The sequence below is a fragment of the Hyphomonas sp. UBA4505 genome (assembly GCF_002388685.1).
In the GTDB taxonomy this organism is placed as follows: domain Bacteria; phylum Pseudomonadota; class Alphaproteobacteria; order Caulobacterales; family Hyphomonadaceae; genus Hyphomonas.
The window spans coordinates 81,868-101,311 of the sequence record NZ_DGMZ01000012.1 but is presented as its reverse complement, the minus strand read 5'-3'; the positions used below and the strand labels follow the sequence as shown (position 1 = coordinate 101,311).

At 59.2% G+C, this 19,444-nt stretch carries 19 protein-coding genes; 10 read left to right on the top strand and 9 right to left on the bottom strand.

Annotated features, from left to right (window positions below):
- The first annotated feature begins 143 nt into the window (after positions 1-143).
- Positions 144-3,032, top strand: a complete 2,889-nt coding sequence (locus tag B3527_RS09555; protein ID WP_290479720.1) for a type I restriction endonuclease subunit R — start codon at positions 144-146, stop codon at positions 3,030-3,032.
- Between the two features lie 158 nt (positions 3,033-3,190).
- On the opposite strand, the gene B3527_RS09550 is transcribed toward B3527_RS09555, so the two are convergent.
- Complete coding sequence (locus B3527_RS09550) at positions 3,191-4,204, bottom strand: AraC family transcriptional regulator (RefSeq protein ID WP_290479719.1); 1,014 nt, start codon at positions 4,202-4,204, stop codon at positions 3,191-3,193.
- A gap of 249 nt (positions 4,205-4,453) precedes the next feature.
- On the opposite strand from B3527_RS09550, the gene B3527_RS09545 reads away from it, so the two are divergent.
- The 3 genes from B3527_RS09545 to B3527_RS09535 all read left to right on the top strand — a co-directional run bounded on the left by B3527_RS09545 (position 4,454) and on the right by B3527_RS09535 (position 6,509).
- On the top strand, positions 4,454-5,275 hold the full coding sequence (locus B3527_RS09545) for a cysteine hydrolase (protein WP_206991035.1): 822 nt from the start codon (positions 4,454-4,456) through the stop codon (positions 5,273-5,275).
- A gap of 218 nt (positions 5,276-5,493) precedes the next feature.
- Complete coding sequence (locus B3527_RS09540; RefSeq protein WP_290479718.1) at positions 5,494-5,979, top strand: YHS domain-containing (seleno)protein; 486 nt, start codon at positions 5,494-5,496, stop codon at positions 5,977-5,979.
- A gap of 68 nt (positions 5,980-6,047) precedes the next feature.
- Positions 6,048-6,509 carry a DUF1348 family protein gene (locus B3527_RS09535; protein ID WP_206991033.1) on the top strand — a complete coding sequence of 154 codons (462 nt, stop codon included), beginning with the start codon at positions 6,048-6,050 and terminating at the stop codon, positions 6,507-6,509.
- Between the two features lie 19 nt (positions 6,510-6,528).
- On the opposite strand, the gene B3527_RS09530 is transcribed toward B3527_RS09535, so the two are convergent.
- Positions 6,529-6,828, bottom strand: a complete 300-nt coding sequence (locus tag B3527_RS09530; protein WP_290479717.1) for a hypothetical protein — start codon at positions 6,826-6,828, stop codon at positions 6,529-6,531.
- A 53-nt stretch (positions 6,829-6,881) separates the two neighbouring features.
- Positions 6,882-7,361, bottom strand: coding sequence for a MarR family winged helix-turn-helix transcriptional regulator (locus tag B3527_RS09525; protein ID WP_290479716.1), 480 nt, complete (start codon positions 7,359-7,361; stop codon positions 6,882-6,884).
- Between the two features lie 122 nt (positions 7,362-7,483).
- On the opposite strand from B3527_RS09525, the gene B3527_RS09520 reads away from it, so the two are divergent.
- Both B3527_RS09520 and B3527_RS09515 read left to right on the top strand, forming a co-directional pair.
- Positions 7,484-8,212, top strand: coding sequence for an SDR family NAD(P)-dependent oxidoreductase (locus B3527_RS09520; RefSeq protein ID WP_290479715.1), 729 nt, complete (start codon positions 7,484-7,486; stop codon positions 8,210-8,212).
- Positions 8,212-8,832: a 2-hydroxychromene-2-carboxylate isomerase gene (locus tag B3527_RS09515; RefSeq protein ID WP_290479714.1), complete on the top strand. Its 621-nt coding sequence runs from the start codon at positions 8,212-8,214 to the stop codon at positions 8,830-8,832. Before B3527_RS09520 ends, B3527_RS09515 begins: the two co-directional genes overlap by 1 nt.
- An 85-nt stretch (positions 8,833-8,917) precedes the next feature.
- Here B3527_RS09515 and B3527_RS09510 read toward each other — a convergent pair whose 3' ends face one another.
- The 3 genes from B3527_RS09510 to B3527_RS09500 form a co-directional block, all read right to left on the bottom strand.
- Complete coding sequence (locus B3527_RS09510) at positions 8,918-9,949, bottom strand: phytase (protein ID WP_206991027.1); 1,032 nt, start codon at positions 9,947-9,949, stop codon at positions 8,918-8,920.
- A 177-nt stretch (positions 9,950-10,126) separates the two neighbouring features.
- Positions 10,127-10,390 (bottom strand): hypothetical protein, encoded by a 264-nt coding sequence (locus tag B3527_RS09505; RefSeq protein WP_206991026.1) that lies wholly within the window; start codon positions 10,388-10,390, stop codon positions 10,127-10,129.
- A 183-nt stretch (positions 10,391-10,573) separates the two neighbouring features.
- The gene (locus B3527_RS09500) at positions 10,574-13,369 is read right to left on the bottom strand and encodes a TonB-dependent receptor (RefSeq protein WP_290479713.1); all 2,796 of its coding nucleotides are present in this window, start codon (positions 13,367-13,369) and stop codon (positions 10,574-10,576) included.
- An 898-nt stretch (positions 13,370-14,267) separates the two neighbouring features.
- Between B3527_RS09500 and B3527_RS09495 the strand changes: the two genes are divergently transcribed.
- The 4 genes from B3527_RS09495 to B3527_RS09480 all read left to right on the top strand — a co-directional run bounded on the left by B3527_RS09495 (position 14,268) and on the right by B3527_RS09480 (position 17,538).
- Positions 14,268-15,395, top strand: a complete 1,128-nt coding sequence (locus B3527_RS09495) for a DNA-packaging protein (protein ID WP_290479712.1) — start codon at positions 14,268-14,270, stop codon at positions 15,393-15,395.
- Positions 15,396-15,527: 132 nt separating this feature from the next.
- Positions 15,528-15,740, top strand: a complete 213-nt coding sequence (locus tag B3527_RS09490) for a hypothetical protein (protein WP_290479711.1) — start codon at positions 15,528-15,530, stop codon at positions 15,738-15,740.
- A 57-nt stretch (positions 15,741-15,797) separates the two neighbouring features.
- Entirely contained in the window at positions 15,798-16,208 is a 411-nt protein-coding gene (locus tag B3527_RS09485) for a hypothetical protein (RefSeq protein ID WP_290479710.1), read from the top strand.
- A gap of 217 nt (positions 16,209-16,425) precedes the next feature.
- Positions 16,426-17,538 carry an FAD-dependent oxidoreductase gene (locus B3527_RS09480; protein WP_290479709.1) on the top strand — a complete coding sequence of 371 codons (1,113 nt, stop codon included), beginning with the start codon at positions 16,426-16,428 and terminating at the stop codon, positions 17,536-17,538.
- Between the two features lie 142 nt (positions 17,539-17,680).
- Here the strand turns inward: B3527_RS09480 and B3527_RS09475 are convergent, their stop codons facing one another.
- From B3527_RS09475 to B3527_RS09465, 3 genes are read right to left on the bottom strand one after another with little or no spacing between them, the layout of a single operon-like run.
- Positions 17,681-18,052: an endonuclease domain-containing protein gene (locus tag B3527_RS09475; RefSeq protein WP_290479708.1), complete on the bottom strand. Its 372-nt coding sequence runs from the start codon at positions 18,050-18,052 to the stop codon at positions 17,681-17,683.
- A 6-nt stretch (positions 18,053-18,058) separates the two neighbouring features.
- The gene (locus B3527_RS09470; RefSeq protein WP_290479707.1) at positions 18,059-18,502 is read right to left on the bottom strand and encodes a hypothetical protein; all 444 of its coding nucleotides are present in this window, start codon (positions 18,500-18,502) and stop codon (positions 18,059-18,061) included.
- The gene (locus B3527_RS09465; protein WP_051607473.1) at positions 18,499-19,383 is read right to left on the bottom strand and encodes a ParA family protein; all 885 of its coding nucleotides are present in this window, start codon (positions 19,381-19,383) and stop codon (positions 18,499-18,501) included. The genes B3527_RS09470 and B3527_RS09465 overlap by 4 nt, the downstream gene beginning before the upstream one ends.
- Positions 19,384-19,444 lie beyond the last annotated feature (61 nt).

Here is a 19,444-nt window from a genome sequence, read left to right as displayed (position 1 = left end):
AAGATGGATGTACGGTGCCGACGCGACATGCGAGACGCACACCCAATCGGCACTAAATTTCTGATCTGGGCAAAGCTGACCGACAAAGAGGGTGGAAAGCCCTTTCTATCGACTTTTCATGGCTGGCCCTATGAGGTTATCGAATGACCGACTACCAATCCGAAGCGCAGCTGGAAGAAGCCCTGATCGAGCGGTTGGGCGGGCTGGGCTATGAGCGCGTCACCATCCGCAATACGGGCGAGCTGGAGGCCAATCTGAAGCGCCAGCTGGAAAAGCACAATGCGGATGTGCTGGGCGGAACGACGCTGAGCGCTGGCGAGTTTGAAAAGGTTCTGAACCACCTCGCCAAGGGCAGTGTGTTCGAGAAAGCCAAGACCTTGCGCGACCGGATGCAGCTGAACCGTGACGATGGCAGTACGGCCTACCTCCGTTTCATGAACACCGAACACTGGTGTCAGAATGAATATCAGGTCACGCATCAGGTGAGCGTGCAGGGTGCTTACAAAACCCGCTACGACGTCACGCTGCTGATCAATGGCCTACCTCTGGTGCAAATCGAACTGAAGCGGCGTGGGCTGGAAATTGCTGAAGCGTTCAATCAGGTGAACCGCTATCACCGGCACTCTTACGGCGCGGACAACGCCCTCTTCCAATATGTGCAGATCTTCGTCATCTCGAACGGCGTGAATACGAAGTACTACGCGAACAATCGCCGCCAGAATTTCAAACAAACCTTCTATTGGAGCGACGCGGCGAACAATCTGGTCACAAGGCTGGAGCCGTTCGCCGACGCGTTTCTGGAAAAGTGCCACATCTCCAAGATGATCGCGAAATACATCGTGCTGCACGAGAGCGATAAGCTTTTGATGGTGCTGCGCCCGTACCAGTTCTACGCCGTCGAAGCGATTGTTGACCGTGTGAAGGCGGGCCGAAAGCATGGCTATATCTGGCACACAACCGGTTCGGGCAAAACGCTAACCAGCTTCAAGGCAGCGCAAGTTCTGATGAACCTGCCCAAGGTGGATAAGGTGGTGTTCGTTGTTGACCGCACCGATCTGGATGATCAGACGACACGGGAGTTCAACGCCTTCTCAGAGGGGAGCGTTGACGGCACGGACAACACGGCTGCGCTGGTGAGGCAATTGTCAGGCGACACGCCCCTGATCGTGACCACGATCCAGAAGCTGAACACGGCCATCACGCGCGAACACCATGCAGGTAAGCTGGATGATTTGCGCCGGAAGCGGATCGTTTTCATTTTCGATGAATGCCACCGCAGCCAGTTTGGCAAGACACACAAGGCGATCACTGAGTTCTTTGAAGCGGCGCAAATGTTCGGCTTCACGGGCACGCCGATCTTCGCGGAGAATGCCGCCAAGAACGAACATGGTAAGCGTACGACCAAAGATCTGTTCACAGAATGCCTGCACAAATACGTCATCACGAACGCGATTGCAGACCAGAACGTGTTGCGCTTCGCCGTCGAGTATTGGGGCAAACTTCGCCGCAAGGATGGCTCGCTGATTGATGAAGACGTTGCCGGTATCAACACGCGGGAATTTTTCGAACACCCTGAGCGCGTTGAACAGGTTGTCGACTGGATCATCACCAACCACGACCGCAAGACGCACAAGAAGCATTTCAGTTCGATCATGTGCGTCGGCAGCGTGGACGGCCTGCTGACCTATTACGATGCGTTCAAGCGACGGCGCGAGGCAGGTGATCACGATCTGCGGGTTGCCACCGTCTTCACGTTCCAGGCCAATGAACCTGACAAGGACGCTGACGGACAAATTGAAGAAGTCGATTTTGTCGCCGATTCAGGCACGGGCAATGAGCACACGCGCGACCGGCTTGCGGCCTGTGTCGCCGACTACAATGAGATGTTCGGCGAGAACCAAAGTGTTGCTAATGGTCAAGCCTTCTACACCTACTTCCGCAATCTATCGAAGCGCATGAAGGGCCGCGATAAGGCGGATAATGCCAAGGACCGGATCGACATCCTGTTAGTGGTCAACATGTTCCTGACGGGCTTTGATGTGAAGCGCCTGAACACGATCTATGTCGACAAGAACCTTAAGTATCACGGGCTGATACAGGCGTTCTCACGAACCAACAGAACGCTTGGGCAACTCAAATCGCAAGGCAATGTGGTTTGCTTCCGCAATTTGAAGGAGGCCACCGATACCGCGATCCGCATGTTCTCCGACGAGAACCCCGTCGAGACCATCCTGCTGGAGCCGTATGAACATTACCGCGATCAGTTCAACGCAGCTGTGGCGGCCTTGCTGGCAATTGTGCCGAGTGTGGAAAGCGTGGACGGCCTGATTAGTGAAGAGGATCAGTTGCTGTTTGTGAAAGCGTTTCGTGCTGTGATGCGCCTTCGCAACGTACTGACAGGCTTTAGCGAGTACGACCCCGCCGATCTGGATTTAGACCCGCAGGCCTTCGAAGACTACAAAAGCAAGTATCTGGACATTTACGACCGGGTGAAAAGTAGCGAAGACGGCGAAACAGTTTCCATTGTGGACGAAATCGATTTTGAGCTGGAACTGATACAGCGCGATGAAATCAATGTCGCCTATATTCTCAGCCTGTTGAACCAGGCCAACAAGGACGCCGCCAGGGGCAACAAAAGCGAGAGCGACAAGAAGCGCGACGCCGTCCTAAGTTTGCTTGGAAATGAACCGCAGTTGCGGAGCAAACGAGAGCTGATCGAAAAGTTCATCCGTGACCACATGCCAGCTCTCGGAAATGGAGATACCGTTGAACAGGCTTTCGCAGCCTATTGGGCGAGTGAAAAGGAAAAGGCCATTGGCGGACTTTGCGAGGAAGAGGGCCTGGAGCGCGACGCGATTGATCTAATAATCAAAGACTACAGGTTCACGGGCCGCGAACCCCTTCCCGAAGACGTCGTTGCCGCCATGATCGAGAAACCGCGCATTCTCGAACGTCGCCGAAAGGTGAGGCGTGTCGCAGAGAAAGCCGTCGCCTTTGTCCACCAGTTCGAAGAGGGAATAGGCGCGGTTTAAGGGGTAAGGAATTTCGTTTGGGGGTATATTTGGGGGTATCAAACAAGCGTATATTTTTATTATTTAACAAATACAGCGTATTATGTATGGCCTTTGATGCCTCTTCTGGCACCAGATGTTTCGGTTGGCCGTCCTGTGGGGCGGCCTTTTTTGTGGGGTCAGGGGGCGGCGGTCAGGTCGCGATAGGTCCCGGGGGTCTGGCCCGCCCAGCGCTTGAAGGCGCGGGTGAAGGCGCTCTGTTCGGAAAACCCTGTCAGGAAAGCCACTTCCGCAATGGAATAGCGCGTGTCGGCGAGAAAGCGCTCGGCCGTCTCGCGCCGCGCCTGGTCCACCAGGGCCTGGAAGGTCAGCCCCTGGTCCGACAGCCGGCGCTGCAGCGTCCGGGCACTCATGCCGAGATCCGAGGCAACTTGCGCCAGCGACGGAATGCCATCGGTCAGCACATCGGCAATCTGCAGCACGACCTGCCGGTCCAGCTGGCGATCCCCGGACTCGGCCGGCAGCATTCCCTCGGCCTGGGCGCTCAGGAATTTCCAGATGCTTTCGTCGCCGACCAGGTTCGGCTTGTCGAGCCGCTCGGCCGGGATGATCAGTGCGTCAATGTCCGCCCCGAAAGTGATCGGACAGCGAAAGTGTGCCTCCAGTAGCTCCCGCGAGCCGGCCGGTTCCGGGTGGCAGAACTGTACCGCGCCCGGTTTCGAATTCGGGCCGGTCGCCTCCCGGCACAGCGTGACATAGGTGGCCAGCGCGCCCTCGCTCGACAGGTCCAGGCCGAGGCGCGGCGTGTCCGGCCGCCGGTGCGTCCACCAGAATGTGTCGCCCTTGTCATACAGTTTGAACGTCGAGGCCGTATTGTAGGCGCGCGCATGGCGGTCCATCCGCAGGAAGGACTGGCGCAGCGTCGGTGCCGATTTCCAGGCCAGGCCCACAGCGCCGAAATCGGAGCAGGTGGCCGACATGCTGACGCCGAGCAGGAAGCGGATATCCGGTGTCTCGGTCTCGGCGATGGTTTCCAGCAAGCTGTAATAATTGGCGGCGTGGATCATGGCGGGCGGCGGGCCGGCCGATGGCGACGGGTCGAGTCCGGCCACACGGCACAACATGTCCCGATCCATCCGGTCGCTGAGCCGCTCAATGATCCTCAATACGAAGACGGTTGAAACTGTTGCCATCTCCCGCGCGCTCCCCGCTTTGGCCTTCCCGCCAAGGGCGCGATCCCCATCGCACCTCACGCTTTCACATTGCGCCAAAGGGATTGTCGCGTCCAGTCAACAGGATGTCGCGACCGGTCAATACGCTCATCGTCGCCCCTCATACGATGAGTACAGATCAGCTCAGGGTGACGCTCCAGACCGGGAGTATCTCCCCGCCGGGCTGGCAAACTGGACCACCAGACCCAACAGCCGCGAGGAAAAAGACCCATGTTGAATTCACCCAGTACGCCACAAGCGCTTCTCAAGTTCATCGCGACGGCCACGGCTGTCATTGCCCTGATCGGCGTTGCAGCCGAAGCCGAGAGCCAAGGCGCCCGCCCGGCGTCGGCCAAGATGCCGCCGGTCAATGATGGCTTGCCCATGCCAGGATTTGTGGTGACCACGGATGGTACAGCCATCGTTGTCACCGATCCGCAAAATGATTTCCTGTCTCCTGACGGCGTCACTTGGGGCGTGGTCGGGCAAAGCATCACGGAGAACGGCACCGTCGAAAATATCGGCGATCTGTTCGCGGTTGCCGAGCAAACCGGCATGCCCGTATTCGTCTCTCCGCATTACTATTATGAGCACGATCATGAGTGGCTCTTCGAGGGCACGCTCGAGACCTTGATGCACTCCATCGGCATGTTCGACCGTCCATCCGCCTTGAACCTCGAAGGATTCGAAGGGTCTGGTGCTGACTGGCTGGACCAGTACAAGCCCTATATCGAGAATGGTGAGACGGTGGTGACCAGCCCGCACAAAGTCTATGGCCCGGATAGCAATGACCTTGCGCTCCAGCTGCGTAAAGCCGGCATCAACAAGGTCATTCTTGCAGGAATGTCATCAAATCTGTGTACGGAGTCCCACATGCGCAGCCTGATCGAATCAGGTTTCGAGGTCATGGTTGTGACTGATGCAACGGCCGGAGCCATCACAGAGCACTACAACGGCTATGACGCATCCCTCACCAATTTTCGAATGATTGCCAGTGCCGTTGATAACACCGCCAACACGGTGAAGGCGATCAGATCCGCCTACAAGAAATAAGCTTCGGAGCCATCTTTCCTGCGCCCTCTCCCCGGATGGCTCCCTTGGCGCCCAGTTGAACTCACCCACCCACACCCATCAGCTGGGCGCCCTCTTGTTTCGTCGGCGGATATTTGCAGGCCTCCCGCCGCCCGAAAATGCGTACTCCTGCGCGCAGCCCCTGAACCATCGGCCTGTTCCGCCAGATGACTGGCATTCACCCCTCAAGGATATCTGACATGACCAAGAAACTTTATCTCACTGGCATGGCCATCGCGATTGCGATGTCGGCCTCAATGCCCGCTTTCGCAGAAGACGAATACAATGTGTCGAACGGCGTAACGACAGCGGGCGTTCCCCTGGGCCTGCACGGCGTCGACGCAGTCGCCCTGACCACCTATAACGCAGTCGCCGAAGGCGACGCCGCGCATACGGTTGTTGAAGATGGCGTCGCCTACTATTTTGCGTCTGCGGAATCGGCTCGCAAATTCAAGACTGATCCGGTGCGCTTTGCCCCGCAATATGGTGGCTTCTGCGCTTATGCTGTCGCCCTTGGCAAGAAGTTCGACGGTGATCATCACTATGCAGACATTGTCGATGGCAAGCTCTACCTGTTCGTGAACGCAGACGTCTTTGAAAAATACAAGAAAGACAAGGTGAAGATTCTCAAACGCGCTGAAAAGACCTGGCCGTCGATCCAGCACAAGGCTGTTGGTGATCTCTGATCCTTTCATTGGCGGCCGGGCGGTGCGTCCGGCCGCATTCTTTCCTTCAGATATTTCAGGAGCCCCATATGCGCCCCCCTTTACCTCCTTTCACAGTGCAAACGGCTATCGAGAAAGTCCGCCTCGCCGAAGATGCGTGGAACGGGCAGGATCCCGAGAAAGTGTCGCTGGCCTATACCGAGGATAGTATCTGGCGAAACCGCGACCTCTTCATCAATGGTCGCGCCGAAATCGTCAGTTTCCTGACTGCCAAGTGGCGGCGAGAGATCCAGTATCGATTGATCAAGGAGTTGTTCGCCTTTTCTGACAACCGGATTGCTGTGCGATATGCGTACGAATTTCACGATCGCACCGGTCAATGGTACCGGGCATATGGCAACGAGAATTGGGAGTTCAGCGAGTCTGGCTTGATGCAACGACGGCATGCCAGCATCAACAACCTTCCCATCTCGGCAGGTGAAAGAAAGTTCCGCTGGCTGATGGGCCGTCGTCCTGACGATTATCCCGGCCTCAGCGAGTTGGGGCTGTAGGGTAGGCACCGAAGCCGCCCTAATCCCCGACGATCACCTGTGTCAGGCGGTCTGTGTACTTGCCAGCGGGGGCGTGAGTGGTGTCGGGGCGGATCAGGATGCCCAGCCGGTGTTGCGAGCTGGCGGCACTCTTGACCAGTGCGGTCTCTGCGCTCGGCGCAGGCGCCACCAGCTTGCCATCGATGCGCAAGTCATAGGCGATTCCCGTGGGCGTGAACTCGTGACGCAGCTCTCCGCCATTCTGTGACAGAAGATAGATGGAGTAGAGCGTGTTGGCGTCCACAGCGAAATCGACCGATTTTTCCAGTCCCTTCCTCATGGGACCAAAATCGAGCGGCCAGTGCACGTCTAGTACATTGTCTGAACTCTGCCTCAATCGTTTGTATTGTGAGTATCTATGTTTCCAAGCATGTTCAGCGCGCTGATGAGAGCGTCCCATTGCGCTGCCTCAAGCTTTGCCTTGAGCGCCGTTTGGGCATCATTCCATCGGGTGACGATGTCGGTCAGCAAGGCACGTCCCTGATCGGTCAGGCGGACATGGCGCGCGCGCAGGCCCTCTGGCGTGAAGGTTTCGACCTGGCCTGTACGTTCAAGCGCCGCGATGTTTCTGACCATGGTTGTGCGCTCGGTGCGCATGCGCGCTGCGAAATCGGCGACGGAGGTATCTTGCAGATAGTAGAGCTGCATCAAAAGAGAGGCCTGTCCGGGAGCGATGCCGGCTCCGTCCAGATAGGCACCGTAATGACGGGCAAGCGCGCGATTTGCGGCGCGGGCCGCCTCGGCCATGCACACGTGAGGGCTGTGGCGGAGGTCTTCCAACAGCGGGATCTTGTCTGTCTTGTCCGTCAGCATGACGCGTGTCCTGCACTGATTTTCTAGGTCGTCGATGATTGGGGGATTTACCGCGACCCCATTAAGTGTGCATATACACATAACTTGAATGAGAAGACCAGAGGTCAAGAAGGAGGTGTGACATGGCGCATTTGGACAAAAGCGTCGCGATTGTGGGGGCGGGCGATTATATTGGCACGGCCATTGCGAAAAAATTCGCTTCTGAGGGGTATTTGATCGTGGCAGGCCGGCGCAATGGCGACAAGCTTGAGCCTCTGGTCGCCGAGATAGAGGCGGCCGGTGGCAGGATCTCAGCCCGATCTCTGGATGCGCGCGAACCAGAAGATGTCACCGCTTTCCTTGCCGAAGCGGACGCGTTGGCACCGCTCGCCCTTACCATTTTCAATGTGGGGGCCAATGTGAATTTTCCCATACTTGAGACGACGGATCGCGTGTTCCGCAAGGTCTGGGAGATGGCCTGCTTCGCCGGCTTCGTGACGGGGCGCGAATCTGCGCGGCTGATGCTTGAGCATGGGGAGGGCAAGATCTTCTTTACCGGTGCAACCGCAGGGCGACGCGGGGGGAATGGCTACGCCGCCTTTGCCGCGGCCAAGTTCGGATTGCGCGCCGTTGCCGAATCCATGGCGCGCGAACTTTGGCCCCGGCATATCCACGTGGCCCATCTCATCATTGACGCTGGCGTCGATACCGAATGGGTGCGCGAACGGATCAGGCAGGCAGGTGGGCCAGACAACCCGCCGGGCCTGATGCCACCCGAAGCCATCGCGGATGCCTATTGGCAATTGTTCCAGCAACCGGAAACAGCCTGGACCTTCGAACAGGAAATCCGTCCCTATGGGGAGACATGGTGATGCGTGATGTGAGCGTTGAATTCCATTTCGATTTCGGCAGCCCGAATGCTTATCTCAGCCACAAGGTGATTCCGGACGTGGAGGCGCGCACCGGAGTGAGCTTCACCTATGTGCCGGTTCTGCTGGGCGGTGTGTTCAAGGCGACAGGCAATCAGTCCCCGGTGATGGCGTTTGCGGGTATTCGAAACAAACCGGAATATGAGCGGCTCGAAATGATGCGGTTCATCGAGCGGCATGGCCTGACCCAGGCCTTCGCGATGAACCCGCATTTTCCGGTCAACACGCTGGCGATCATGCGCGGCGCCGTGGCGGCGCAGCATCTGGACGTGTTCAAGCCCTATGTGAACGCGATCTACGCTGCGATGTGGCAGGGCGCGCAAAAGATGGATGATCCTGAAACGATCGGAAGGGTTCTGACCGCAGCGGATTTGCCCGCAGACGCCTTGATGGCCACGGCGCAGGATTCCGGGATCAAGCAGGAATTGGTGGACAACACCACGGCCTCCGTCGAGCGCGGCAATTTCGGCTCACCCACCTTCTTCGTGAAGGAGAGGATGTGGTTCGGCAAGGACAGGTTGCGCGACGTGGAAGAGGCCATCCTCGCTGCCAGGGCTGCCTGACAGGCCCTGTGCATCGCAAACGAAAAAGCCCGCTCTCCAATGCGCCGGAGGGCGGGCTTTCGTGACTCTGGGGTAACGCTCAGACTTAGTCGAGGCCGAGGGCGGATTCGATCAGGGACCAGTCGACCAGCTTGAAGTTCTGGTCGACGCCGGAGGCCGGATTGCCATCATCCTGAACGACGAGAATGCCTTTCGGGAAGCCCGGCAGCGCCGCAGAGCTGACATCCAGACCATCCGTATGCGTTACAGCGTCGATGGAGCCGTCGGCATTGGCCGTTACGGTGAAGACGCCGCGCGGCGCATGAGGGGCTTTCAGGTCATAGACGACAAACCGGTCTGCGGCCTGGGACGACGCAACAAGGTAACCCGCGCCATCTGCACCGGCCCAGATGTCCATGCCTTCAACATCGGCGACCAGGCCATTCTGTGCGGCGATCGTGTCGACGCTGACCGGGGCGGCAGACCAGTCATTCAGGTCGAGTTTCCAGATGCCGTGCTCTTCCTCACCGAGAAAGACCTGACCATTGGCTTCGTCAAATACACAGCCTTCCAGTTGAAGCTGGCCGAACTGGCCAACCTGGATTTCAGCGACCAGCTCCGGACCTTCACTCATCTTGTCGGTCTGGACAGACCAGACCTGGGCCATGCCGTCCTTATAAGTGGGCATTGCGTAATAGGTGGTGCCGACCTGACCAGCACAGATGCCATAGGGTTCGTCTTTCTGTGTTGGCGTGTCGCCAACATGGCTGACCGTGGCGGTGACCGGGTCGATGGCAAACCAGCTGATGGAATTGGTTTCGTCATTCGAGGCGACAGCGACATCGCCGCGCAGGTCGACATTGTTGACGCGGCCGACATCAAGGAATTGAAGCTCTTCGCCTGCGAGATTGTAGACGTGGAGGCCTTCATCCTTGTTGGTGCCGAGCACCAGGCTGTCAGCCGGGTTTGCGACATTCACCCAGACAGCCGGATCGTCCGCCTTGTCGCCTGTGCCTGTCATGGGCGCCGTTTCGATAGATGCCGGGATGGGCGCAGTGTCGATGGCGTAAATCTGCTGGGCAGGCTCTGTGGCGCAGGCAGACAGAAGCAGGGCGGCGAGGGGAATATAGCGTTTCATGAACACTCCTCAGGGGCTGGGACAAACAGGGTTCGGGTCGGTATTCCCTGCGTCCGGCGCAAGATCAAGACGCGCGGGCGAGTTTTCACAAATGTGCCATGATGCGCGTCTGTCGGACATGAAAAAAGCAGGCCAATTGGCCTGCTTTTCCCGGATAGTGATCTTGTCGAACTTGGCTCAGGTGCCTTGACCTGGCGCCGGGGTCCGCAATGCACCGCGCTGGGCTTCACCAGCCATTTTCTCACCTTGAGCCTCATGACGGGCCCACTGTTCTGCAGTCATGCAGATCTTGCCAGGATAGACTTTGCCCGGGATCGCTACGCGCTCACAGATCATGTTCTCGTCATTGGACGCATCGGCGACCGAGTAGCCCTCTTTCTTTTTGAGGGCGCAGCCGGATACCGCGATCAGGGCGGCCAGAGCCAGAATTGGTGCTTTCATGAAAAATTCTCCCGCTAATTGTATCCTTCTAGCAGGAAAAACACCGGGTGCACCCCCTAACGCAAGGAAAATGTACCCAAACGATTGCAGATGCACAGGTTTTTGGCTGAGTGCCATGCGTTCAAACAAAACCGGGCGAGGATCGCTCCCCGCCCGGCTTTCGGTAAGTCTCGTCAACCCAGCCTAGTAGGTCAGGCGGGCACCGATGACATAGCGGGCACCATATTCGTCATACTGAGACAAACGGCTTTCTGCGCCGTGATAATAGTATTCCGGCTCGTCGGTGAGGTTCTTGCCTTCGACATAGATCTGGAGGTTGTCGTTGACGTCGTATTTGGCTGACGCTTCGACGCTGAGGTGATCGCTGGTGTAGCGGTCCAGATCGGCGCCGAACAGCTCGTCGAGATAGTCATCGCGGAAATTGGCCGAGATGCGCAGATCCCACGGGCCCTTGTCGTAGCCGATGGAGGCGTTCCAGATGAGGTCGTTCTGCTTGAGCAGCGGCACGTCGCGGGTCTGGGCCACATCCTCTTCGTCCGGGACGGACGCTTCGGATTCAACGATGGTGACATTGGCGGAGGCGAGGAAGCCTTCCCAGAAGCCGCCCAGGAAGTCGAGCTGCTGGACATAGTTGAGTTCGAGGCCCTGCACCGTGGCGGTCTCGCCATTGATGTAGGTGGCGACTTCTTCGATGTCCGCACCGGCATCGCCAAGGAAGCCCAGATCGATGGAGCCTGGCAGCTGGTCAATGTCATAGGTGGCGCCGAAGATCGGGTTGCGGATGTCCTTGTAGAACAAGCCAGCCGACAGGACCGACAGCTTGGTCGGGTAGTATTCGATCGACAGGTCAAAATTGTTGGCCTCGTACGGGTCGAGATTGGGGTTACCCATTTCGACTTCGTCGCGGTCATCATTCAAGGCAGCTGTCGGGCGCATCTCACCGAAGGCCGGGCGGACCAGCGAAGCGTAATAGGCTGCGCGGCCGACGACATTTTCGGAGAAGGCATATTTCAGGTTCAGGCTCGGCAGAACGTGGACATATTCATCGTCGAACTGGCGTGTGCCGACCTGGTCTGGATCGCCACCTTCATAGAAGACATTGCCCGTGGTTGATACGTCAGTGGCTTCGATACGCGCCCCGGCAACGACGGTCAGGTCGTTGATCTGGAAGGTGCCCATGCCGTAGCCGGCGATGATCATCTCGTCGATTGTGTAGTCGCCGGCGAGGCTGTCGAAATTCGTACCGTCTTCGTCCAGCTCATCGGCGGTGAAGGTTCCGCGCAGGGCCCGGGTCAGGCCGGCGCTCGGCCATTCGAACATCGGGTTGTTCATGCGCCAGCCGGAAATCTGGCTGTTGGCATTGATGTAATCGGTCAGGGCGACATCGTCGCGTTCCCAGATGAAGAGGTTCTCGTCACGGACCTTTTCGCGGTCGCGGACCTTCACACCCATTTTCCAGGTCACGGGCGTATTGCCGAGGACGGTGTCATTGGTCAGGTCGAGCTTGTAGGCCCATTCAGTGTCTTCGTTGACCGTGAACTCCTGCTCGTAGGCGTCCATTTCATAACTGGCCGGGTCATACAGGAAATCGATGCCCGTGCCGGAGAGCTTCGGTTTCTGCGGGTCGGAGTTGTCCCACACGACGATGCCATCGCCTTCCATGTCGTCGGAGCGGAAGGCTACGTCGTGATTGTTGGAATCGTCTTCTTCGGCATAGGCGTAGGACACTTCGTAATCGACGGTCCAGTTGCCGGCGAAAGTCTTGCCGCCCAGCGCATAGGTCTGGATCTTGCGGGTCTCTTCGCGCTGGCGGACTTCGACGTCTGCTTCGGCGAAGTTGAAGTTGTAGAGGTTGCCGTCAACGCTGACACCTTCTTCGGCGAGGTCGCGGAACTCGAACTTGTTGCGGACTTCGTCGTCCGTGTATTCGTTGACCAATGTGCGCAGGTAGAGCTCAGTGTTCTCGGTCATGCGGTAGTCGACATTGAAGACGAGGCCGACGCGCTCGCGCGTCAGGTCGTACCAGCGCATTTCATAATCATCGTTCGGAATGAAAGCGTTCAGGTCGTCGTCGAAGCCCCAGCCGCCAGTTTCGTTGTTATGGGCCTGAATGCCGAGGCTCTGATAGTTGATGGAGGCCGCAACGCCGAGCTTGTCGCCAAACACGTTGGAATAGGTCAGCGTGGCTTTCGGGGAGACGTCTTCGGTCAGCTCATTGTAGGAGCCTTCGACCTTGGCGCGGATGAACTGGCCGTCGCGGTCAAAGGCGGAGATGGTCTTGAGGTTGATGACGCCGCCGATTGTGTCGGCATCGACATCCGGGGTCAGGGATTTCTGGACTTCGATACCGTCCAGAAGGTCAGATGGCACACCATCCAGCAAGACGCCGCGGCGATCTTCCGGAGACGGCGTGCGCACGCCGTTGATGGTGGCTGAGATCAGGTCAGAGTTGATGCCGCGGATCGAGACATAGCGGCCTTCGCCCTGGTCATTCTCGATGGACAGGCCAGCCACGCGGGCGAGCGAGTCCGCCACGGTCGTGTCGGGGAAGTTGCCGAGGCCATCGGAGTCGATGACGCTGATGATGGCATCGGAGGCGCGCTGCTGGTTGATCGCACCGGCCTGGGCCGCAGCCGAGCCAACAACGAGAATGTTGTCGAGATAGCGCACATCGCCGCCAAGCTGGATGCTGAAATCGGTGTCGCCAGAGATCGACACTGTGTCGGTGACCATGTCCGCGCCGACATAGGAGACGCTGACCGTGTAGTCGCCGGCCGGGACGCTGGTGAAGCGATACTTGCCGAACCGGTCGGACGAGGCGGTACGGCCCAGTTCCTCGATCGTGACAATCGCGCCCTGCAGCGCAGCTTCGCCGGACGCATCGGTCACGGTCCCTTTCAGGATGTCGGCGGCAGCAGCCTGCGCCATCACAGCAGTGGCAGCTCCGATCAGGAGGAGCTTGCGGGAAGTAAAGGTCATGGGAGGTCGTCCTTGCTCTGGGAATCCGTATTAAGAAGTCTACGCTTCGAAAACTGCGGCCCCGTCCCACGCCAGAGTTACGGCTGGATGACAGATGCGTAATGTTTTTATGACGCCCCCGGAATTCTTAGGAAAATGGGGCAAGTGCCTGCCATGCGGGGAAAAATTCGTGCTTTTCCCGCAACACTTATTGGCGTCGCTCTGAGGTTGAGCAGGCGAATCATCCCGAAAGCTTGAGGGTTTTCGGAGCCTGAATTCGACGGGATCCGCACCCATGCGACATTGCCCCTCTCACCGCAGGAGGCCCGAATGATCCGACAGCCCCATCGTCAACGCCTGATCCGGCAGGTCCGGCTCCAGCGCCTGTTGGGGCGGAGCATGGCGGAGATCGCGGCGCAGGTTGGCCGGGGCGCCAGCACAGTCTGGCGTGTGATCCGGGACAATGGGCTCGACGCTCCGGAGAGACCGCTGGAGCGTCAGCGCCTGTCGCTGAGCGAAGCGCATGACATGGCAGTGGACCGCATGATTGCGGCGGATGTGACACCGGAGGAGTTGCGCGCGCTGAGTGGCCTGATCATGCGGCTGGCGGCGGAAATCCGGCGGATGGAAATGGCGGTGGCGACTTGGGAAGGGGATGAGGATGTGCGGATTGCCGGACGTGCCAACGAAGACGAAACGGGCGAAGACGCCGAAGACGAACTCTCTCCAGCCGCTGAGCAATGCCGGCTGGACGCCCTTGCTGCCGGATTTCAAACAAAGGGCGCGTCAGGCGGCGCAGAGCAACGACTGGAGCACGCTGGCGGAATGGGAGCGCAGCCTGGTCAGCCAGAATCCGTGGATTCTGCACGCCCGCGATATACAGGTGCCGCCGCCGGGCGGATGGCGGAGCTTCGTGTTCATGGGCGGACGCGGCGCTGGGAAGACGCGGGCGGGGGCCGAATGGCTCCGTTGGTCGATGATTCACGGGCGGTGTCACCGGGCGGCGCTGGTGGGACCCGCCCTGCACGATGTGCGCGAAGTGATGATCGATGGGCCGAGCGGGCTGAAATGGATCGAGCCGCTGAAGTGCCGCCGCCCACACTACTCGCCCAGCCGGCGGATCCTGAGCTTTGACAATGGGGCGGAAGCGCATGTGTTCTCTGCCGAAGATCCGGACAGTTTGCGCGGGCCGCAATTTGATGTGGCCTGGTGTGACGAGATCGCCGCATGGATGCGGGGGCAGGCCGTGTGGGACACGTTGCAGATGGGGCTGAGGCTGGGCGCGGACCCGCGCGTGATGGCGACGACCACGCCGCGACCGACAGATTTCTTCAAGGGTCTGCTCACCGGGCCGGGGACATTGGTGCGTCAGGCCAGCATGGCCGAGAATGCGGAGAATCTGTCAGATGGGTTCGTGGCGGCCATGCAGGCGGCCTATGGCAACAGCGCGCTGGCCCGGCAGGAGATTCATGGCGAATTGCTGGAAGATGCCGAAGGCGCGCTGTTCCGCAGGCAGATGATTGATGCGGCACGGGTGAGCGCGCCGCCCATGCTGGAAGATGTGATCGTGGCGGTGGACCCGCCCGCAACGAGCGGGCCTGCGGCGGATGCCTGCGGGATTATTGCGGCGGGCGTGCGCGACGGGGTCGCCTATGTGCTGGCCGATGCGTCGGCGCCGGGCCTGAAGCCGCTCGACTGGGCGAGGCGAGCGGTTGCGGTGTGCCGCGAGGTTGGCGCGCGGGAGATCATCGCCGAGTCCAATCAGGGCGGCGAAATGGTGCGGCAGGTGCTGGAAAGCGCCGGGGCGGATGTGCCGGTGCGGCTGGTGCATGCGCGGCTGGGCAAGCGCGCACGGGCCGCGCCTGTGGCGACGCTGTATGAGCAGGGGCGGGTGGCGCATGTCGGCCTGTTGCCGACGCTGGAAGACCAGATGTGCCAGTTCGGCGCGGAAGGGTTTCGCGGATCGCCTGACCGGGTGGATGCGCTGGTCTGGGCCATCTGGGCACTTTTGCAGCAGGGCAATGGGCCGTGGGTACGGGTCTTGTGAATAGATGACCGGCCCATTCTGTCGTGTTTGTTGTACTGATCAATTTCGTCATTCACTCAGGACCAACCGACTAGATGCTAGGATGCGCGTACCGCTCGAATCGCGAGCGATGAATGTAAAGGATTTTGGAACATGACAGACGAGCAATGCCTTCTCGAGTGGTGTAAGCGCGACCGGGATATCAGTCAGGGTATTGTTGACGATATTGACAAAGGGGCGCGTCACTATTGCGGTCCCGTTGGCGGGGTGAGGTCCGATTTCACTGCGGCCTTGCGCGCGCGTGAGTCTGCAATCGTGACTTATCTCAACGATTTCATTGCGCAACTGGTTGACGCTACAGTTTGATAGAACAACCATAGCCTTAGAGGCATATTTGATAGTCTGCGAGTGGGGAGGACGGACATGCTCTCAAAACAACTCATTTTTGCAACCGCATTGCTATCTGGTGTAGCTTCTGAGGCGAGCAGCCAGACAGAATTCATAGATCGAAGACCCACGTCCACCATCCCTGATGAAAGCGGTTGCTTCGAGATGTTCGTGTCTCCCCGGCAGATGAAAGAAACATATTTGCTGGACGAGTGCTCAGGACGTTCGTGGATGATGGTCCAAGCCACCGAAGGATTAGCTTGGCAGAGCTTACCAAGAGAGCCAATAAATAAAGCTACTAATGGCAGTGAGCGGGTCTACCAAATTTTGTCTTCGGGTGTGACCATAAAAGGCACGTATCTATTCGACACAAAGAGTGGCGCCACATGGCAACTGGTGCAGGACCCCAAGGTCGGGGAATTCTGGGCAGCTGTAGCTAGCGAATGACATCCTATTACTCATCATAGTGATGAGTATGAAATCAACAGCTTTGAAAATATGAAAGCAGAGTTTCTCCGGATCGCCTGACCGGGTGGATGCGCTGGTCTGGGCCATCTGGGCACTTTTGCAGCAGGGCAACGGGCCTTGGGTACGGGTCTTGTGATCTGCCTTGATCTTGCCAGACCCGTGATCGAAGGTGCGGGTCGGAAGCGAGGGATTTCAGATGAGCCAGATGACACGCCGGGCCTTCACGGCGACCGGACTGACCGCAGCAGTGGCCGGATGCGCGACTGTTCCGCAGGCGCCGGGCGTGGTGATGAAGCCCGTGCCGCCGGTCCTTGTGTCTGCCGACCGGGTCGTGCGCGTGGATGTGGGGCTGAGGCCCTACCGGGCGTCTGGCTTCCGGGTGGAGCGGGAAATGCTGGGCGAGACGGCGGTGGTCCACAATTACGGGCATGGCGGCGGCGGGATCACCCTGTCCTGGGGCTCGGCGCAGCTGGCCGTGGAGGAAGGGTTTGATCCGGATGTGGCGGAATATGCCGTGCTGGGCGCGGGGGCGCTGGGCCTGTCGACCGCGATGTTGTTGCTGGAACGCGGGGCGAAGGTGACGCTCTATGCCAAGGCGCTGAGCCCGAACACGACCTCCAACATCGCAGGCGGGCAGTGGTGGCCGGCTTCGGTGTATGACAGTGCGGCCATCGGCCCCGGATACATGGACCGGCATGTCGCGGCGGCGCGTCATTCTTTCCGGCGGTTCCAGTTACTGACAGGGCCGGAGTACGGCATCAGTTGGGAAGTGAACTATGTCTTGTCAGACCGGCCCGTGACAAACCAACCCGCGCGGGCGGGCCACCCGATGGAAGAATTCGCGATCAATGTTGTCGATTACGCGCCGGGGGAATTGCCGTTCACGACCGCCCATGCGCGCAGTTTCGATACGATGATGGTGGACACGCCGCATTATCTCCGCAAGCTGGAAGAGGATATACGGGAACGGGGTGGACGGATCATCGTGCGCGCGTTTCAGGACGCTGCAGAGGTGGCGGCATTGGATGAGGCGGTTGTGTTCAATTGCACCGGGCTGGGCGCGGGCAAACTGTTTGGCGATACCGAAATCCATCCGGTGCGCGGCCAGCTCGTGATCCTCAAGCCGCAGGCCGAGATCGACTATAATATCATCACGGGCGGCAGCGCCTACATGTTCGGCCGCCGCGACGGGATCGTACTGGGCGGAACCTTCCAGCACCATAACTGGTCGCTGCAACCGAGCGATGCCGACACCGCCGCGATCCTCGCCGCCAATCGGCGCCTGTTTGCGGGTGGGGTGGAGGCCTGACTGTGATCCGCGCAATATGTGATGTGATGGGAGTCAGCGAGAACCCCCTCTAACTCCCCCTTTTCAAGGGGGAGAACAGACCGGGTGTGCCGTTGGCGTTCCTCCCCCTGCAAGGGGGAGGACAGGTGGGGGTCTGAGCGGACTAGCCTTCGCGCTGCCGGATCAATTCGATCTCGGACCTGATCTGTTGAGCCACCGCCTCAAGCGACTCATCGATATGAGAGACCGGAATGCGCATAATGGAGATCCCTCGTTCGCCAAGAAAGGCGTCTCGCCGGGCATCGCGGCTCGGATCATGCCAGTCGCCATCGATTTCGACGGCGAATTTCAGGGACGGGCAGTAATAGTCGAGAAAATAAGGCCCGACCGGGTGTTGGCGTCGAAACGATACCCCCATCTGCTTGCGACTCAGCACAAGCCACACCTTGTATTCCGTCTTCGAAGCAGACTGGCGAAGGGCACGGGCACGGGCGCGGCGGGTGTGCTCAGGCGTGCGCGAGAACTTGTCCGCCATGATGCGTCAGCCCCCGGTGCGGAAGGCTTTCCGGCCGAAATAGGCGTTCTTGGGGGCGGGGGGCGTGTCGTCTGCGCTCGTGTCTTCGGCGGCCTTGGCGGGTTCAGTCGGTGGCGGATTGGTGCCGTTCATCAGGCCGCGAATCCAGGCGCAGGCGGCGCCAGCCGTCGAGACTTCAAGGTCCGGGACAGATCGGTCCATGCGGCGCGCCAACTGGCGGGCCTGGTGGGCGGTCAGCGATTTCAGCGTGGTTTCGAACAGGTCGGCCCCGACGGTCTCGCGCAAATGCTTCATGTCGTCCGTGGTCTGACCGGCGGAGATCATCAGCTTTTTCGCCAGCAGCATTGTGGCCGCCGCAAAATCCTTCTCGCCCAGCTTGGCAAAGCGATCGCGTTGGTTGAGCAGGGATTCCAGCGCTACGGCGCTGCGGGGAGTGGCGGTGTCGCTCATTGAATTTTCTCTCGTACTTCCTTGAGCAGGCTCTCGATGATGCCGAGCGCGTCACCGGGCCATTTGGCCTGCAGCGTCGGCTCCGGGCCAAGCTCGATCGGGTTGGTGGCAAAGCCCTGTTTCATCGGGATGACCGTGTCGAACATGTCGAACTCGGTTTCCTTGGCGCTGGCGGCCTCGCGCATGGCATTCAGCACGACTTGCTGGTGCGGCGTGCCATCATAGCGGGTGGCAAGCACGCAGGGCAGGTTCTCGATATCGCGGTTGCGGAGGTTTCGCATGATATCGCCCGTGAACAGGTCGAGGCCGAGTGTGGACATGAAGTCCGGAATGGTTGGTACAATGATCAGGTGGCTGGCGGCGAGGACGGTTTCGGTCATCACCGAAATGCCCGGAGGGCAGTCGCAGATGATGACGTCGTAGTCTGCCTTCAGCTTCTCGAAATCATCGCGCATGCGGCGGCCAACCTGGCCCTGCAGCGCTTCCATGGAATAGCCCTTGGCGGTCAGCTCATAGATCAGCTCGCGCTCGGTCTTGCGCAGACGCGGCGAGGACGGGATCAGGTCCAGTTCGAGCGGCTTGCCATTATAGCTGACATCAGAAGCGTCGGTGACGATGAATTCCGACAGGCGCTTGTGCTCGCCAGCGAAGAAATTCTCCAGCAGCCAGTCGGAAATCGTGACGTAATCATTGATGGCCTGAAAGAGGTGCTCGTCGCCTTCATGGCCGTAGACCAGCAGGGACGCATTGGCCTGTGTATCCAGGTCCACCACCAGTGTGCGAAAGCCATTGGCCGCAAAAGCTTCTGCCAGACTGACACAAGTAGTGGTTTTGCCAACGCCGCCCTTGGAGTTGGCGACGGAAATGACACGTGCCGACATTCTGTAAGCTCCTTTGCCCCTGATGGAATGGCGAAAGAGCAGATTTGCGCCCGTCTGGCTA

Excerpts from the sequence above, each read along its gene's own strand:
- B3527_RS09510 (WP_206991027.1), bottom strand. The coding sequence starts at position 9,949 with ATGAAACGCTATATTCCCCTCGCCGCCCTGCTTCTGTCTGCCTGCGCC.
- B3527_RS09465 (WP_051607473.1), bottom strand. The coding sequence starts at position 19,383 with ATGTCGGCACGTGTCATTTCCGTCGCCAACTCCAAGGGCGGCGTTGGC.
- B3527_RS09490 (WP_290479711.1), top strand. The coding sequence starts at position 15,528 with ATGACAGACGAGCAATGCCTTCTCGAGTGGTGTAAGCGCGACCGGGAT.
- B3527_RS09555 (WP_290479720.1), top strand. The coding sequence starts at position 144 with ATGACCGACTACCAATCCGAAGCGCAGCTGGAAGAAGCCCTGATCGAG.
- B3527_RS09505 (WP_206991026.1), bottom strand. The coding sequence starts at position 10,390 with ATGAAAGCACCAATTCTGGCTCTGGCCGCCCTGATCGCGGTATCCGGC.
- B3527_RS09480 (WP_290479709.1), top strand. The coding sequence starts at position 16,426 with ATGAGCCAGATGACACGCCGGGCCTTCACGGCGACCGGACTGACCGCA.
- B3527_RS09535 (WP_206991033.1), top strand. The coding sequence starts at position 6,048 with ATGCGCCCCCCTTTACCTCCTTTCACAGTGCAAACGGCTATCGAGAAA.
- B3527_RS09520 (WP_290479715.1), top strand. The coding sequence starts at position 7,484 with ATGGCGCATTTGGACAAAAGCGTCGCGATTGTGGGGGCGGGCGATTAT.
- B3527_RS09515 (WP_290479714.1), top strand. The coding sequence starts at position 8,212 with ATGCGTGATGTGAGCGTTGAATTCCATTTCGATTTCGGCAGCCCGAAT.
- B3527_RS09545 (WP_206991035.1), top strand. The coding sequence starts at position 4,454 with ATGTTGAATTCACCCAGTACGCCACAAGCGCTTCTCAAGTTCATCGCG.
- B3527_RS09525 (WP_290479716.1), bottom strand. The coding sequence starts at position 7,361 with ATGCTGACGGACAAGACAGACAAGATCCCGCTGTTGGAAGACCTCCGC.
- B3527_RS09485 (WP_290479710.1), top strand. The coding sequence starts at position 15,798 with ATGCTCTCAAAACAACTCATTTTTGCAACCGCATTGCTATCTGGTGTA.
- B3527_RS09475 (WP_290479708.1), bottom strand. The coding sequence starts at position 18,052 with ATGGCGGACAAGTTCTCGCGCACGCCTGAGCACACCCGCCGCGCCCGT.
- B3527_RS09530 (WP_290479717.1), bottom strand. The coding sequence starts at position 6,828 with ATGAGGAAGGGACTGGAAAAATCGGTCGATTTCGCTGTGGACGCCAAC.
- B3527_RS09500 (WP_290479713.1), bottom strand. The coding sequence starts at position 13,369 with ATGACCTTTACTTCCCGCAAGCTCCTCCTGATCGGAGCTGCCACTGCT.
- B3527_RS09550 (WP_290479719.1), bottom strand. The coding sequence starts at position 4,204 with ATGGCAACAGTTTCAACCGTCTTCGTATTGAGGATCATTGAGCGGCTC.
- B3527_RS09470 (WP_290479707.1), bottom strand. The coding sequence starts at position 18,502 with ATGAGCGACACCGCCACTCCCCGCAGCGCCGTAGCGCTGGAATCCCTG.
- B3527_RS09495 (WP_290479712.1), top strand. The coding sequence starts at position 14,268 with ATGGGCGGACGCGGCGCTGGGAAGACGCGGGCGGGGGCCGAATGGCTC.
- B3527_RS09540 (WP_290479718.1), top strand. The coding sequence starts at position 5,494 with ATGACCAAGAAACTTTATCTCACTGGCATGGCCATCGCGATTGCGATG.